14 protein-coding genes are annotated in these 16,103 nt (G+C 65.1%); 5 read left to right on the top strand and 9 right to left on the bottom strand.

Annotated elements, in window-relative coordinates; genetic code table 11:
• Window positions 1–201: 201 nt before the first annotated feature.
• From MVF76_RS04890 to MVF76_RS04860, 7 genes are all read right to left on the bottom strand, one after another.
• Window positions 202–1,086: a prepilin peptidase gene (locus MVF76_RS04890; RefSeq protein WP_317622932.1), complete on the bottom strand. Its 885-nt coding sequence runs from the start codon at window positions 1,084–1,086 to the stop codon at window positions 202–204.
• A 10-nt stretch (window positions 1,087–1,096) separates the two neighbouring features.
• Window positions 1,097–2,317 carry a type II secretion system F family protein gene (locus MVF76_RS04885; protein ID WP_297527674.1) on the bottom strand — a complete coding sequence of 407 codons (1,221 nt, stop codon included), beginning with the start codon at window positions 2,315–2,317 and terminating at the stop codon, window positions 1,097–1,099.
• Window positions 2,318–2,334: 17 nt separating this feature from the next.
• The gene (gene pilB / locus MVF76_RS04880; RefSeq protein ID WP_297527673.1) at window positions 2,335–4,056 is read right to left on the bottom strand and encodes a type IV-A pilus assembly ATPase PilB; all 1,722 of its coding nucleotides are present in this window, start codon (window positions 4,054–4,056) and stop codon (window positions 2,335–2,337) included.
• Between the two features lie 289 nt (window positions 4,057–4,345).
• Window positions 4,346–4,813, bottom strand: a complete 468-nt coding sequence (locus MVF76_RS04875) for a pilin (RefSeq protein ID WP_297527672.1) — start codon at window positions 4,811–4,813, stop codon at window positions 4,346–4,348.
• A 294-nt stretch (window positions 4,814–5,107) separates the two neighbouring features.
• The gene (locus tag MVF76_RS04870; protein ID WP_297527671.1) at window positions 5,108–5,464 is read right to left on the bottom strand and encodes a DUF5615 family PIN-like protein; all 357 of its coding nucleotides are present in this window, start codon (window positions 5,462–5,464) and stop codon (window positions 5,108–5,110) included.
• Window positions 5,461–5,703: a DUF433 domain-containing protein gene (locus tag MVF76_RS04865; RefSeq protein WP_297527670.1), complete on the bottom strand. Its 243-nt coding sequence runs from the start codon at window positions 5,701–5,703 to the stop codon at window positions 5,461–5,463. The genes MVF76_RS04870 and MVF76_RS04865 overlap by 4 nt, the downstream gene beginning before the upstream one ends.
• A gap of 205 nt (window positions 5,704–5,908) precedes the next feature.
• Window positions 5,909–7,255, bottom strand: coding sequence for a sigma-54-dependent transcriptional regulator (locus MVF76_RS04860; protein WP_297527669.1), 1,347 nt, complete (start codon window positions 7,253–7,255; stop codon window positions 5,909–5,911).
• Window positions 7,256–7,348: 93 nt separating this feature from the next.
• Between MVF76_RS04860 and MVF76_RS04855 the strand changes: the two genes are divergently transcribed.
• Window positions 7,349–8,923, top strand: coding sequence for a hypothetical protein (locus MVF76_RS04855; protein ID WP_297527668.1), 1,575 nt, complete (start codon window positions 7,349–7,351; stop codon window positions 8,921–8,923).
• 422 nt (window positions 8,924–9,345) lie between these two features.
• Here the strand turns inward: MVF76_RS04855 and MVF76_RS04850 are convergent, their stop codons facing one another.
• Entirely contained in the window at window positions 9,346–10,989 is a 1,644-nt protein-coding gene (locus MVF76_RS04850) for a sensor histidine kinase (protein ID WP_297527667.1), read from the bottom strand.
• A gap of 11 nt (window positions 10,990–11,000) precedes the next feature.
• Window positions 11,001–11,225, bottom strand: coding sequence for a PP0621 family protein (locus MVF76_RS04845; protein ID WP_297527666.1), 225 nt, complete (start codon window positions 11,223–11,225; stop codon window positions 11,001–11,003).
• A gap of 113 nt (window positions 11,226–11,338) precedes the next feature.
• On the opposite strand from MVF76_RS04845, the gene sucC reads away from it, so the two are divergent.
• The 4 genes from sucC to MVF76_RS04825 all read left to right on the top strand — a co-directional run bounded on the left by sucC (window position 11,339) and on the right by MVF76_RS04825 (window position 15,952).
• On the top strand, window positions 11,339–12,511 hold the full coding sequence (gene sucC / locus MVF76_RS04840) for an ADP-forming succinate--CoA ligase subunit beta (RefSeq protein ID WP_297527665.1): 1,173 nt from the start codon (window positions 11,339–11,341) through the stop codon (window positions 12,509–12,511).
• A 175-nt stretch (window positions 12,512–12,686) separates the two neighbouring features.
• Window positions 12,687–13,553, top strand: a complete 867-nt coding sequence (gene sucD / locus MVF76_RS04835) for a succinate--CoA ligase subunit alpha (RefSeq protein WP_297527664.1) — start codon at window positions 12,687–12,689, stop codon at window positions 13,551–13,553.
• Window positions 13,554–13,741: 188 nt separating this feature from the next.
• Window positions 13,742–15,394 (top strand): NAD+ synthase, encoded by a 1,653-nt coding sequence (locus tag MVF76_RS04830; RefSeq protein ID WP_297527663.1) that lies wholly within the window; start codon window positions 13,742–13,744, stop codon window positions 15,392–15,394.
• Between the two features lie 219 nt (window positions 15,395–15,613).
• Window positions 15,614–15,952, top strand: coding sequence for a P-II family nitrogen regulator (locus MVF76_RS04825; protein ID WP_297527662.1), 339 nt, complete (start codon window positions 15,614–15,616; stop codon window positions 15,950–15,952).
• Window positions 15,953–16,103: the final 151 nt, after the last annotated feature.

The raw sequence follows: 16,103 nt of genomic DNA, 5'->3' as shown, positions 1-16,103 counted from the left end.
GCGCCTGCTGCGGCAGGCCAGACCGCTTTACCGTAATGCCGAGGACCCGGTGCGCGACTTCACCATCAGGGCCCGGGCGGGCAACAGACCGCCCATATCACAGAGGCCGAATATATGCAGGCAACCGCCCCCACCTGTCTTCCGGCGTCTTGCAAAACGGGGGAGTCCATATATGGATTCCGTGGCGCTCTTGAACTTGAATCAGCGAAGCCCGGCAAAACGCAGGTACGCGTCGATGATCTCCTGACCCCAGAGCAGGGCGATCCAGCCGGCGGCGGCGATGTAGGGGCCGAAGGGGATGGGCACGGAACGGTCGCGGCCGCGCAGGGCGATGAGGCCGATGCCGACCACGGCGCCGACCAGCGAGGAGAGCAGGATCACCACCGGCAGCATCTGCCAGCCCATGAAGGCGCCGCAGGCGGCGAGCAGCTTGAAGTCGCCGAAGCCCATGCCCTCCTTGCCGGTGACCAGCCGGAACAGCTGATAGACCAGCCACAGCGACAGATAGCCGGCCGCGGCGCCGACGATGGCCTGCTCGGGGGTGACGAACACGGGCACCAGGCTGGCCAGCAGGCCGATCCAGACCAGTGGCAGGGTCAGGGAATCGGGCAGCAGTTGGTGGTCGAGGTCGATCAGCGTGAGCGGCACCAGGAACCAGGTGAACAGCAGCGCGCCGGCGAGCGGCCAGCCCCAGCCGAAGTGCCAGGCCGCCACTGCGCTCAGCACGCCCGTGGCGAGTTCGACGACGGGGTAGCGCGCCGATATGCGCGTGCCGCAGTCGGAGCAGCGACCGCGCAGCCACAGCCAGCTCAGGACCGGGATGTTTTCCAGTGCGGTGATGGCATGACCGCAGTGCGGGCAACGGGAACGGGGCGAGACCAGGTTCAGCGGTGCGGCGTCATCGTCCGTGCCGATTCCCGCTTCATTCCCCATCAGCTCCCGGCACTGCGCCCGCCATTCGCGCTCCATCATCAGCGGCAGGCGATGGGCGACCACGTTCAGGAAGCTGCCGACCACCAGGCCCAGCAAGAACACCGTGCCGGCCAGCCAGGCGGGGCTGGTCTGGAGAATCTGCAGGAAGTCCACGGCGGGATGCCTAGACGACGGAACCCATCTTGAAGATCGGCAGGTACATGGCCACCACCAGGCCACCCACCAGGACACCCAGAATGGCCATGATCAGCGGCTCCAGCAGGCTGCTGAGGCCGTCGACGGCGTCGTCCACTTCCTGCTCGTAGAAGTCGGCGACCTTGGCCAGCATCGCGTCCAGCGAGCCGGATTCCTCGCCGATGGCGACCATCTGCACCACCATGTTCGGGAACAGTCCGGTCTGCTGCATGGCCAGTTGCAGCTGCTGGCCGGTGGCGACGGCGTCGCGCATGCGCAAAACCGCCTGGCCATAAACGATGTTCCCTGTTGCGCCAGCCACGGACTCCAGGGCTTCCACGAGCGGCACGCCGGCCGCGAACATGGTGGACAGGGTGCGCGCATAGCGGGCAACAGCCGCTTTGCGCATGATTTCCCCCACAATTGGTAATTTGAGTATCAATCGGTCCAGAAAATGATTGAACCTGATGGATCGCCGTTTGCCCTCTAGTATGGAATAGACGGCGATACCGAGCCCGCCAAAAACTGCCCACCAGTATTTTTGCATGAACTCCGACAGGTTTATGACCATCCTGGTGAACGCTGGCAGGTCTGCCCCGAAGTTACGGAACACTGATTCAAACTGAGGTACCACGAAAATCAGCAGGATCGCGGTAACGATAAAAGCTACGATCATGACCGCTGTAGGATAGAATAATGCTTTTTTGATCTTGCTTTTGAGTGCTTCAGTTTTCTCCTTGTAAGTAGCGATCTTGTCCAGAAGCGTATCAAGTACACCAGCCGCCTCACCAGCCTCCACCAGATTGCAGACAAGTTCGTCGAAGTAAAGCGGGTGTTTTGCTAGAGCGGAATTTAGGCTGGATCCAGCTTCTACATCATTCTTGATGGTCATCACGAGTTCCTGCATGGCAGGATTTTCGTGGCCCTTGCCGATGATCTCGAAGGCCTGTACCAGCGGTACGCCCGCAGCCAACATGGTCGCGAGCTGACGGGTAAAAATGGCGATGTCCTTGGGGAGAATCTTCTTCTTCCTGGATCGGGAGGACAGCGCCGATTTCTTGCGGACCTTGAGCGGCGTGATGCCCTGCCGGCGCAGGTCTGCCTTGATCATGTTCTGGTTGGCTGCCCGGCTTTCCCCCTTGACGCGGTTGCCGCGCCGGTCGGTGCCCTCCCAGGTGAACAGGTCCTGCTTGATTGCCTTTTCCGCCATCCCTTTCTATCCCCTCGTCAGTCCTTGGTCACCCGGTTGACCTCTTCCAGGCTGGTGATGCCCTGCATGACCTTCAGCAGCCCCGATTGCCGCAGGTCGCGGATACCCTCCTTGCGGGCCTGGTCGGCCAACTGGATGGCATTGCCGCCCTCCATGATGATACGGGACATGGCTTCGGAGATCTCCATGACCTGATATATACCCACACGCCCCTTGTATCCGCCCGTGCACTGGTCACATCCCTCGGGATTGGCCTTGTACAGCTTCAGGCCCGGAATCTGTTCCTCCGTGAAGCCTTCCTCCAGCAGGGCCGCCTCCGGAACATCGTCCGGTTGCTTGCAATTGTTGCACAGGCGGCGCGCAAGTCTCTGGGCAATAATGAGATTTACCGCAGAGGCGATATTGTAGGGCGGTACGCCCATGTTCATCAAACGGGCCAGGGTCTGGGGCGCGTCGTTGGTGTGCAGGGTGGACATCACCATATGGCCGGTCTGGGCCGCCTTGATGGCGATCTCTGCCGTTTCCAGGTCACGGATCTCGCCGACCATGATGATGTCCGGGTCCTGGCGCAGGAAGGCGCGCAGGGCCTCCGCAAAGGTGAATCCCGTCTTGGGGTTCATGTTGCACTGGTTGATGCCCGGCAGGTTTATTTCCACCGGGTCCTCACAGGTGGAGATGTTGCGATCCGGAGTGTTGAGGATGTTCAGCCCGGTGTACAGCGAAACCGTTTTACCGGAACCCGTGGGACCCGTGACCAGTATCATGCCGTAGGGCTTGTTCAGATTTTCCAGATAGAGCTGCTTCTGGTCCTCCTCGTAGCCCAGGGCATCGATGCCCAACTTGGCGCTGGAGGGGTCCAGGATGCGCAGCACGATCTTCTCGCCGAACAGCGTCGGGCAGGTGTTTACACGAAAGTCGATGGCCCGGTTCTTGGACAGGTGCATCTTGATGCGGCCGTCCTGGGGAATGCGACGCTCGGCGATGTCCATGCGGCTCATTACCTTGAGGCGGGCCGCGATCTTGGGCGCCAGCGCGATGGGCGGCTGGGCGACCTCGTGCAGCACGCCGTCCTGGCGGAAGCGTACGCGGAAGGTCTTCTCGTAGGGCTCCACGTGGATGTCCGAGGCGCCCTTGTTGATGGCGTCCAGCAGGATCTTGTTGACGAAACGCACCACCGGCGTGTCGTCGACCTCGGAGCCCTTGTCGTCGTCCTGCTGGTCCAGCTCCTCCCCGGAGACGATGTCCAGGTTCTCCAGGTCCTCGTCCAGCATGTCCGCCATGCTGGTGTCGGCGGCGTCCAGGGCCTTGTCGATGGCCTGTGCGAGCTTGTCCTCCTCGACGAGTATGGCCTCGGTGGTGATGCCGGTGTGGAACTTGATCTCGTCGAGTGCGGAGAGATTGGTCGGGTCGGATACCGCTACAAACAGCCGGTTGCCGCGCTTGAACAGCGGCAGCGCATGGTGCTGGCGGATGAGCTTTTCCTCCACCAGCTTGATGGGTGCCGCCTCCAGATCCATGGCGGAGAGGTCGAACAGCGGCAGGCCGAATTCCTGGCAGGCCAGCCGGGCGATGTCGGCGCTCGAAACCAGCTTGTTGGCGACCAGGTAGCTGGCGAAGGGCACCCTTTCCTTGTTCGCCGCTTCCACGGCGGAAACGGCCGCACCTTCGTCGAGCAGGTTTTCCTGGACAAGGCGGCGGGCGAGGCCGGTGAGGGTGATTGACGATGCAGGTGCGGACATGTCTTCTCGGTTGTCTCAATAGAAAGGTACAGAGAAATTCGTTACGTGGTCACCGCTCGAAGCCATGAAACTTACTGCCATTCTTGCGAAATAACAACCGGATGGTTTCGGTGTCGTGGTGTCCCACGTTTCGCCCTGCCAGGAAGGTTATCGGCTTTTGGCGACTGATCTTTACGGGGGAAGGGCGACAGGATGTTGCTGGCCTGTCACAGGTCGGTAACAAGTTGCGTGGAATGAAAGAACGCGCCCCCGGCTGATTTGCCAGGGGGCGCGTGGATATCGCCGGAGATTATTTGCAGGAGCCAGGCAGATATTTCGCCGAGACGCCATTCGAAGAGCCGGGGCCGCAGTCGAAGCCGCCAACCTGCGTGGGAATGCTGGCAACAGTAAGAGCGGTTCCCGAGGAGTCGGTGGGCACCAGGTCGACCGTCATGCCGTTTACGGCGCTGTCAATGTTCTGGACGGTAACGGTAATGACGCCGTTTGCATCAGTTGCGATCGCGCTCACGTACTGGGTCGTCGTGGTGCCTTCACCGCATCCCCAGCCATTTGCGCCCGGCGTGGTGCCGGCAGGGGCGGTCTGGTAGACCTCCGCAATCGTGGTCCGACACTGGCTGGTGGCCAGAATAACCTCGGACATCTTGGATTTGATGACGTAATCCTGATACGCCGGCAGAGCAATCGCGGCCAGGATGCCGATGATCGCGACCACGATCATGAGTTCGATGAGGGTGAAACCCTGCTGTACTTTCTTCATGGGTCTGTCTCCTGATGAGTGGGTGGTGACCTGTGAGTTGTCGGCGGGGTAGTCCCGGCCTTGGCTTCCCTGCGAGCAGGAGCCGTGCCAGATATGGCGGATGGGGTAAGGGATTCTTTAGGGGTGCCGTGAACTCATTGAAGTTCAAGGAACTTTCATTGATTGGGCTGTCAGTGTGTCGGCGTCGGCCACCCTGCTATTCACGGCAAGCTGACGCATTGCGTCCAGACAGCGCCCCTCCAAGGTGACGCTGAGCGTCACTTCTGGCGTTGGTCGGTAGTGATTCCGCAGGAGTCAGGGCCGGCGAACACGGATCTTTCTGTCGGTGACGACCACGAAACAGCCGGCCCAGCTGTCGACGTCTTCGCACTCGAACAGCTGTGCCATGCGCGCAAGGAGATTGCGCCTGCTCGGCGCGTCGAGCCGAACAAGGAGCAGCCCGGGGTGGGTGCCTGGGCGGTAGCGGCGAATATCCGAGAAGTCGAGGTCCTGGGTAATCAGAAATCGCCGTTCGCTGAGGCAGGCCTCCCAGATGGCTGCGTCGGGTTGACCGGTCAGTCCTTGCATCGGGACGGTGTCGACATCGGCGCCGTGCCGACCGAGAACTTCGGTCAATTCGGCCGGGAGGTTTTCGTCGAGCTTGAACCTCACGATGCCTTCGGGATTTCCGGTACCGGCAGGTCTTCCTCGGTGGAGGCCGCCGCGAAGGCGATGACGGCCCGGACGTCATCTGCGGTCAGGGTGGGAAAGCTGCGCAGGATGTCCTCGGGGCTGTCGCCGTCCGCGAGGCTGGCAAGAACGCTCCGCAGCGTGACGCGGGTACCCCGAATGACGGGTTCTCCGCCGCAGATCGATGGATCACGCACGAAATGTTCCTTGTAGTTCAGCATGTTTCCTGTCCCGGTGTCCCTGGTCGATAACCTGAATCATAGCAGGTACCGGGACAAGGAATGCGAGACCGTCCGGTGGCCGTAGCCTGGATGCAGGCCGAAGGCCGGAATCCGGGATATGTGGTGACCTGGATTCCCGGATTACGCTGCGCTTCATCCGGGCTACGCGAGCCTGGACCGCCCGTACGGGTCCAGGGCGCCGCCTTCACTCCAGCCCCAGCTTCTTCAGCCGGTAGCGCAGCGCGCGGAAGGTGATGCCCAGCAGTTTCGCGGCAGCGGTCTTGTTCTGGTTGGTCTTTTCCAGGGCGCGGAGGATGGCCTCGCGCTCGACCTGGTCGAGGTAGTCCTCCAGCGGCACGTCATCGGGCGGGCTGGCGATGGCCGGGGCGGGTGCTTCGGTGCCGCCACCGGGGAGGTGCAGGTCGCCGGCGCCGATGGTGTCGCCCTCGCACAGGGTGAGTGCCCGCTCGAGGATGTTCTCCAGCTCGCGCACGTTGCCGGGGAAGGCGTAGGCCTGCAGCGCGGCGACGGCGTCCGGGGCGAGGCGGGCGCGGGGGTTGCCGGCGGCGGCGAGCCGCTCCAGCAGATGTTCGGCCAGCCGCGGGATGTCGCCGGGGCGCTCGCGCAGCGGGGGCACTCGCAGCTCGATGACGTTCAACCGGTAGTAGAGGTCCTGGCGGAAGCCGCCTTCCTTCACCAGCTCGCCGAGGTCGCGGTGGGTGGCGGAGAGGATGCGCACGTCCACGGGCACCTCGCGCTGGGCGCCGATGGGGCGCACGGCCTTTTCCTGGATGGCGCGCAGCAGCTTGACCTGCATGTGCAGGGGCAGGTCGGCGACCTCGTCGAGGAACAGGGTGCCGCCCTGGGCGGCCTGGAACAGGCCCTCCTTGTCAGCGGTGGCGCCGGTGAAGCTGCCCTTGCGGTGGCCGAAGAATTCGCTCTCCATCAGCTCGGCGGGGATGGCGCCGCAGTTGACGGCGATGAAGGGCTGGTCGGCGCGCGGGCCCTTGGCGTGGATCAGCCGGGCCACCAGTTCCTTGCCGGTGCCGGATTCGCCGCTGATGTAGACAGGTGCCTGGCTGCGGGCCAGCTTGGCGATGGTGGAACGGATTTTCTGCATGGCCGGCGCGTCGCCGATCAGTTCGTCGCGGGAGCGGCGGTCGCGCTGCGGGAACTCGGCGGTGTCGGAGAGCTTGAGCGCGGTGTGCACCAGCCGCCGCAGCATCTGCAGGTCCACCGGCTTGGAGACGAAGTCGAAGGCGCCGGCCTTGAGCGCCTGCACCGCGGATTCCATGCTGCCGTAGGCGGTGATGACCGCCACCGGCAGTTCCGGCCGGGTGGCCTGGATGTGTTCGAGGATGTCGATGCCGGTGCCGTCGGGCAGGCGCATGTCGGTCAGGCACAGGTCGTACTGCCCCTCGGCGAGCAGCGTGCGCGCGGCCTCGACGCTGGCGGCGGCGTCGGTGCCGATGTTCATGCGGCCCAGGGTGATCTCGAGCAGTTCGAGGATGTCGGGCTCGTCGTCGATGATCAAGGCACGATACTTGCTCATTGCTTGATGATACCGCATGCGACTCCGTCGGGACGATTGCCGGAAAGCGCTCGGTTTCAGTTCAGGAACTCACTGTGCACAAGGAGATGGCGAATGAAAAAATGGATGAGTGTCGCAGCGATATCGGCCCTGGGGCTGATGGCCTGCAATGATGGTTCCGATTCGACCGGCTCGGCCGGATTCCCGTCCAGTCTGGCGCTGGGTTCTCCGACGGACGTAGTGACCGAAGGGGCCGCAGTGGCCCTGAACGGCGCGCCCCCCGCTTCCTTGCTTGCCTGGCTGGGCGAGCTGTTGGTGCCGAAGGCCCACGCAGCCTCGGGGAAGGTGGCGCGGTATACATGGGCAACCTTGAAAATCAACGAATTACTTAATGGGTCGGTTTTGCCCGCCGGTGTCTTCGTACCGCAAAAGTTCCTCGTTCAGGAGAGTGACGCCCAGTGCTTCGGCCCCAACCTGCAATACACGGCACACCCGGATACGACCTCCGGCAGTTCGAACTACAACGGCCAGATGCCTGCGGGCGATCTCGGGATCTGGCTGGAGGGAGATACGGCGACGGGCCATGCCTGCGCGGCCGCTCAGCTTACCGCGCGGATGGAGGGAGTGAGCTGGCGTGGCAACATGGCATTGATGGGGCTGGCCGCCATGGTCGGGGAGATGAACCGGTCAGGCGTCGCGATTCCGGCAGCCGGGAGTCGGGCGGATGTCACCGTGGCCATGAATGCCATGGGTTTGACGGATGTGACCTTCAATCAGGCAACCCTCTCCCTGGACGCCTCGGGGACAGTCTGGACCTACGTTATGGATTTCGTCTATACCGATTCGGGCGGCAAGGCGCATGGCATCATCGTCAAGCTCGAACACGTCACAGGCGCCACCTCGAGCCAGTATCAGGGGCTGTTGACCTACGCGGTGCAGGACCAGTTCAACGGCGGCAACTGCCCCGGCACCGGGTTGCGCGACGTGACCACCATCGGCACGCTCAAGTACACTCGGAACGGTCTTTCCGACATGCGGTTGAGCCACCGGAGCGGCCGTTATTGCGGCAACGGCAGCTACACCACCCTGGCCGGGTTCCAGTCCGATGGGCAGCTCGATCCCGCCGATACCTGGAATCTCGGCACGGCCACGGGTTGGGCTGACAGCTTCTCGCGTTTCGGCGCTGATTACGATCCGACCACCCTGGCTGGCAGCTACTTTTACGGCTGGCAGGCGGGTTACATGGACAGCCACTCACGGGTGTTCGAGGTCCGTCTGGATGGCGGACCGGTGAGCGGAAACAGTTCCGGTGCGGGCGAGGCCTGGTATGGCTATGGAGATAGCATCGATTCGGCGACCATCAGCATTCAGGGCTTTTTCTGCAACTGGACGGCAATCGGCGGCACAAAGACACTGCAACCGATGGCGCAGCGCCAGGCACTGGTATACGACTCAGTGACCGAAAAGTGGACACAGCCCACCGGCGATTCCGATATCCTTTATGCGCCTACCGACAGCTGTACCTATGCCGGTGGGGGTGGCTTCTGGTACGACCGGAATCTCAATGGGCTGGTTGACGAAGGGGCCAGCGACATTGATGTCGCAGCAGCGGATTTGATGGACAAGGGCAGCTATGCCTCCCTGGAGGCGCGCATTCAGGCCACGGGGTATTCGAAACCCGCATTCTGACGCACGCGTGTTCGCCGGAGGAAACGGGGCGAGATCCAGGTCTCGCCCCGTTTTTTCGCCTGGCTACTGGAAGATTCGTTCTCGCTCTCCCACCCTGCTCGCTACGATCGCCTAAGTCCGACAGGCTGCTAGCCCGCATATTGCACCAGTCATCCTGTAGCCCGGATGAAGGCCCGAAGGGCCGGAATCCGGGAAAGCGCGGCCTGTTCCCGGATTTCGCTTCGCGCCATCCGGGCTACGAAAACGTCAGGCGTTTATGTCATCCTCAATAGCCTGCATATTGCACCAGGGCCGCAGCAGCAAGCGGGCGGGCGTACATCGTACTCCGGGCCGCGTGGGCAAGAAATCCGGTTCATTGCCCGCCAGGACAACAAGTTGTCTGCCGCCCGCTTCCGGCCTGGGACAATATGCGGGCCAGTGCCTCATGGGCGTCCCGCTTCCATCGCGGGCACGCGGCTGAAGCTGATGCGGAAGCAGGCGCCGCGGCGACGGCCGGGGACGTAGTTGAGCCGGGCGCGGTTGGCCTCGCACAGTTCGCGGGCCAGATACAGCCCCAGTCCGGTGCCCTGGCCGGCGGTGGTGTAGAAGGGCTCGAAGATCCGCGCCTGGCCCTCGGCGTCGATGCCGCGGCCGTTGTCGATCACGTCCAGCCAGGCCGCCCCGGCCTCCGCGCGCCGCGCGCTCAGGGTGACTGCCGCCGGCTGCGCCTCCGTGCCGGCGTGCTGCAGCGCATTTTGTACCAGATTCCATACCACCTGGTGCAACTGGTTGGGGTCGAAGCTGATGGTAAGGTCGGGCGGCTCGACCTCGAGGGTCAGCCGGTCCGGGGTGATGCCGCCGCAGCGCACCAGCTCGTCACGAAAGTCCGCCAGCCACTCGGCGAGGCGGATGGGCTGGGGCTCGGTGCGCCCGCGCCGCGACAGCGCCAGCACGTTCTCGACAATGGTGTTCACCCGCTCCGCGTGGTTGGCGATGATCTCCGACAGGCGGCGGTCGTCGGCGTCCAGGTGCGCCGATTCTGCCAGCAGCTGGTTGGCGTGGCTGATGGCGCCGAGCGGGTTGCGGATCTCGTGGGCGATGCTGGCGGTGAGCCGGCCCAGCGCCGCCAGCTTGAGCTGCTGCGCCTGCTGTTCCAGCAGGGCGGCGTCCTCCAGAAAGATCAGGGTCGCCGCGCCGCGCACCCGTCCCAGGGGGGTGAAGTGGGCGCGCAGGCTGGCCTCGCCATGGGCAGGCTGGAAGGACTCGGCGGTCCTGTCGGGATCGGCGCGCCAGGCTGCGAGCTGTTCGGCCAGCCGGGGCGAGACCTGGGCGAGGCGTTCGGCCGGGTGGTCGGCGGGCAGGCCGAGCATGATCCAGGCGGTGTCGTTGATGAGCCGGATGCGATCCTGATCGTCCACCACCAGGATACCGGACTGCAGGCGCTGGATCACGTGCTCGTTGAGTCGTGCCAGGTTGGCGAGGTCCACCCCGCGCTGCTCGGCCAGGGCCTCGGTCTCGCGGATGCGCCGGGCGAGGAAGGAGGCGAGGATGGCGGTGGCGAACAGGCCGAAGCCGAGCAGGCCGGTACGGGTGAGATCGCCGCTGCCGATGCCCTGGCCGTCGAGGGTGCGATAGCCCAGCTCCAGCAACAGCCCGATGCTGGCGGTGGCGGCGAAGAAGTAGGCCATGCGCCCGGGCAGCAGCAGTGCGCCGCCGGCGATGGCCAGCACCAGCAGGATGCCCAGGCCGCTGCCCACCCCGCCGCTGGCGTGCACCAGCAGCAGGATGGCGACGACATCCACCAGCGTTTGCACGAATACCTGCACGGCAAAGGCGGGGCGGCGGCGGCGCGCGGCGAAGCCGGCGGCGAGCGCGAACAGGAAATAGAGTACCGCCACGCTGCCGAACAGCCAGGGCGCCTGGCCGCCCAGCGAGGACAGCGAGGGCAGCATGAAGAACAGGCTGACGATCAGGCTGGCCAGCAGCAGCCGGTAGAGGGTGAGGAAGCGCAGCGGTTTCCAGGTCAGGTGATCGCTGCGATCGGCATGCAGGCTGCTGTCGGGGAAGCGGAGGTCGGTGGCCGGCATGGGCGGGGCCGTCAGCCGCGGTCGGCCTGCCGGTGGGCCTGCGAGCAATAGTAGTGATCGCCGTTGCGCAGCGCCTGTTCCCGCGGCAGGAACAGGCCGCAGTGTCGGCAGCGCACCATGTCGCCGGCCGCGCGCGTTGCCGTTGGCGGGACGGCGCGGCCGAGCTTCCAGCGTCGGTAGATATGGTAGGCCAGCCACACGATGGCCACCAGCAGGAGCAGGCGAATCAGTCCCATGCCGGGAAGTTTCCGGGTTCCGGTGACGGGGCGCAAGCCGCCGCGCTTTGCCCGGCCCCGGCCTTCCATGCACAATAGCGGGCCTGTCTGCGGTGGCGCGAAGGGGCGCGGCAATGAATCTGCACGAATACCAGGCCAAGCGGCTGTTCGCCGAGTACGGCATTCCGGTGCCGGCAGGCGACGTTGCGCGCAGCACCGACGAAGCGGTGAGCGTGGCCCGGTCGCTCGGCGGCGGGCGCTGGGTGCTCAAGGCGCAGGTGCATGCCGGCGGCCGGGGCAAGGCCGGGGGCGTGCGCCTGGTCGAGGACCTGGAGACGCTGGACCGGGTTGCCGGCGAACTGCTGGGCAGCCGCCTGGTCACGCCCCAGACCGGGGCCGATGGCCTCCCCGTGGAGGCACTGCTGGTCGAGCAGCCGCAGGACATCGTCCGCGAGTTGTATGTCAGTGTGCTGGTGGACCGCGCCCGCGAGCGGCTGACCGTGATGACCTCCGCCGCCGGCGGCATGGACATCGAGGCGGTCGCCGCCGAGACGCCCGAGGCCATCCTCACCGAGGCGGTCGATCCCGTCGCCGGCCTGCAGCCCTACCAGTGCCGCAAGCTCGGCTTCCGGCTCGGGCTGAATGCCGCCCAGGTCGGGGCCTTCAGCCGCATCCTGCTGGCGCTGGTGCGCCTGTTCCAGGAACAGGACTGCAGCCTGGTGGAGATCAATCCGCTCATCGTCACCGGCGACGATGTCCTGCTGGCGCTGGACGCCAAGATCAACCTCGACGACAACGCCCTGTATCGCCACAAGGCGCTGGCCGAGCTGCGCGACCCGCTGCAGGAGGAGCCGCGCGAGCGCCAGGCACGGGAGCACGGGCTGAACTATGTCACCCTCGACGGCAACATCGCCTGCATGGTGAACGGTGCCGGCCTGGCGATGGCGACCATGGACCTGATCAAGCTGCACGGCGGCGAGCCCGCCAATTTTCTGGACGTGGGCGGCGGCGCCACGGCGGAGAAGGTCGCCGAGGCCTTCAAGCTGATCCTGTCCGATACCAAGGTGCGCGCCATCCTGGTCAACATCTTCGGCGGCATCGTGCGCTGCGACCTCATCGCCGAGGGCATCATCCAGGCGGTGCGCGAGGTGGATGTGTCGCTGCCCGTGGTGGTGCGCCTCGAGGGTACCAATGTCGAAAGCGGCCGCCGTTTGCTTGGCGAGTCGGGGCTCGATCTGATTCCGGTGGATGACCTGACGGAAGCGGCCAGGACGGCCGTTGCGGCCGCGGCTGCAGGATCCAGGTGACAAGAGACAAGCAGCGTAGGATGGGCAAAGGCCGGAAAGGCCGTGCCCATCATCACGCCGGTGAATCATGATGGGCACGTCGCTGCGCGCCTTTGCCCATCCTGCGGGCTGAACAGCATTCCACAAGGGGAAGGCATTTGTATCTTGTATCCTGCAACTTGTATCTGACGACCCCATGAGTATCCTCGTCAACAGCAGCACGCGTGTCATCTGCCAGGGCTTCACCGGCAAGCAGGGCAGTTTCCATTCCGAGCAGGCCATTGCCTACGGCACCCACCTGGTGGGGGGTGTCACCCCGGGCAAGGGCGGCCAGACGCATCTCGATCGGCCGGTGTTCGATACCGTCGCCGAGGCGGTGCGCGAAACCGGCGCCGATGCCAGCATGATCTATGTGCCGGCGCCCTTCGCTGCCGATGCCATTCTCGAGGCCGCCGACGCCGGCATCCGGGTGATCGTCTGCATCACCGAGGGCATCCCGGTGCTGGACATGTTGCGGGTCAAGGCGGCGCTGGCAGGCAGCGGCGTGGACCTGATCGGTCCCAACTGTCCCGGCGTGATCACGCCCGGGGCCTGCAAGATCGGCATCATGCCCGGCGCCATCCATCAGCCGGGTCGCATCGGCATCGTGTCGCGTTCCGGCACCCTGACTTACGAGGCGGTGCACCAGACCACGCTGGCCGGGCTGGGGCAGAGCACCTGCGTCGGCATCGGCGGCGATCCCATCCATGGCCTGGACTTCGTCGACTGCCTGGAACGGTTCGAGGACGATCCCCAGACCGAGGGCATCATCCTGGTGGGCGAGATCGGCGGCAGCGCGGAGGAAGAGGCCGCCGAGTTCATACGCGGCCAGGTGAGCAAGCCCGTGGTCGCCTATATCGCCGGTGTCACCGCGCCGCCGGGCAAGCGCATGGGTCATGCCGGCGCCATCATCAGCGGCGGCAGCGGTACCGCCGAGGCCAAGATCGCGGCACTGGAGGCGGCCGGCGTGACCGTGGTCCGCTCGCCGGCCGACATGGGGCGCGCCATGGCCGATCGCCTGTAGGTCTGCGCCAGCCGCCGGAGGTCATGCCATGACGGGATTCCCTCTATCGTTGCGAAAAACCCGTAGGATGGGCAAAGGTCCGAAGGGCCGTGCCCATCATCAGGCCGGCGGATCATGATGGACAGGTCGCTGCGCTGCTTCGGCTATCCCGCGTCTGCTGCCCGCGCGCCCGGGAACAGGCCTCTGTCATGAGCCAGACCCTTCGCATCGCGCTGGCGCAGATCGACCTGCTGGTCGGTGACGTGCACGGCAACGCGCGCCGGATCATCGAGGTCGCCGCCGAGGCACGCGACCGGCTCAAGGCCGACCTGCTGCTGTTCCCGGAGCTGGCGCTGACCGGCTACCCGCCCGAAGACCTTCTGCTGCGTCCCGGCCTGCAGGTGCATGTGCTGGAGGCGCTGGAATCCATCCGCCGGCAGGTGGAGGGCATCGCCCTGGTGGTTGGCCATCCGCACCGCGACATCGGCGGGTTGCACAATGCCGCCTCGGTGATCCGCGACGGCCGCATCGAAGCGGTCTGCCTCAAGCAGCATCTGCCCAACTATGCCGTGTTCGACGAGAAACGCTACTTCGTGCCCGGCGATGGCGGCTGCGTGTTCGAGTTCAAGGGTGCGCGGTTGGGGCTCACCATCTGCGAGGACATCTGGAATCCCGGCCCTGCGGCCATGGTGCACGAGGCCGGCGCGCAGCTTGTCCTCAACATCAACGCCTCGCCCTTCCACCTCGGCAAGGAGGTCGAGCGCGAGGCGGCGGTGCGCGACCGCGTGCGCGAGACGGGCCTGCCGGCGGTCTATCTCAACCTGGTCGGCGGCCAGGACGAACTGGTGTTCGATGGAGAGTCCTTCGTCATGGATGCGCGCGGCGAGGTGGTGCAGCGCGCGCCCTTCTGCGAGGAGGGGCTGTTCCTCGCCGAGTTCGAAATTGCCGATGGCCCCTTGCGCCCGCGCGGTGGCGAAGTCTGTGCCTTCGAGCCCCTGGAGGGGCGGCTGCTGAAGGTGCTGGTGCTGGGCGTGCGCGACTATGTGCACAAGAACCGCTTTCCCGGCGCGGTGCTGGGTTTGTCCGGCGGCATCGATTCGGCGCTGACCCTGGCCATTGCCGTCGAGGCGCTGGGTGCGGAGGCGGTCGAGGCGGTGATGATGCCCTCGCGCTATACCGCCGGGATGAGCGTCGAGGATGCGCGCACCCAGGCCACCCGGCTGGGGGTGACCTGGCGGGTGATCCCCATCGAGCGGCCGTTCCAGGCCTTTCTCGATGTGCTGGCCGACGAATTCCGCGGCCTGGAGCCCGATGTCACGGAGGAAAACATCCAGGCCCGCTGCCGCGGTGTGATCCTGATGGCGATCTCCAACAAGACCGGCAAGATCCTGCTCACCACCGGCAACAAGAGCGAGGTCGCGGTGGGCTACACCACCCTCTACGGCGACATGGCCGGCGGCTTTGCGCCTATCAAGGACGTGCCCAAGACCATGGTCTACCGGCTCGCCGAATACCTCAATCGCGAGCGCGAGATCATCCCCGCGCGGGTCATCAGCCGCCCGCCCTCGGCCGAGCTGGCGCCCGATCAGACCGATCAGGACTCGCTGCCGCCCTATCCGGTGCTGGATGCCATCCTCGAGCGCTATGTCGAGTGCGACCAGAGCATCGGCGACATCGTCGCCGCCGGCTTCGACGAGGCGGTGGTGCGGCGTGTGGCCTGGATGGTCGACCGCAACGAGTACAAGCGTCGCCAGGCACCGCCCGGCGTGCGGGTGTCGCGCCGTGCCTTCGGCCGCGACCGCCGCTATCCCATCACCTCTGGTTACCTCGCCACCCAGCTCGAGGACCGGAAGGATGTGTGAGGCGTGAGGTAGGATGGGCAAAGCGAAGCGTGCCCATCACCCAAACCGCCCATCCCACGGCCACGTACCCTGTTCATCAATGAGGTAGGCTGGGCAAAGCGAAGCGTGCCCATCAAGCAAACCACCTTGCCCACCGTCGCGCACCCTGCCCCAGCTTTTCAGCCGCATTGACTTGAGGTATCGTTGCCGCAAACCACAGCCTGGGCAAAGGGGATACCGATGAAAAAGGTCGAAGCCATCATCAAGCCGTTCAAGCTCGACGACGTGCGCGAGGCCCTTTCCGAGATCGGAATCGCGGGCATGACCGCCATCGAGGTCAAGGGTTTCGGGCGCCAGAAGGGCCACACCGAACTCTACCGTGGCGCCGAGTACGTGGTCGATTTCCTGCCCAAGGTGAAGCTCGAGGTGGTGGTGCGCCAGGAGGACGTGGATCGCTGCGTGGAGGCCATCACCAACGCGGCCCGTACCGGCAAGATCGGTGACGGCAAGATCTTCGTCAGCGATGTGGAAAAGGTGGTGCGCATTCGCACCGGTGAGCTGGACCAGGACGCACTCTGAACGGAGAGCCGGGCGATTCGCCGACGAGAGGCCGGGCATTGCCCGGCCTCTTGCGTTGGTATGACCGGCATGGGCGCGTCGATTCGGCCAGGGGGCCTGCCCCCGGCCTGCCCACCGCACGTGGGTCGAAGTGCAATGGTACGGCGGGCAT

This window comes from Thiohalobacter sp. (genome assembly GCF_027000115.1).
GTDB lineage: Bacteria > Pseudomonadota > Gammaproteobacteria > Thiohalobacterales > Thiohalobacteraceae > JALTON01.
The sequence above is the reverse complement of the archived record's forward strand: the minus strand, read 5'-3'. Positions and strand labels throughout refer to the sequence as shown.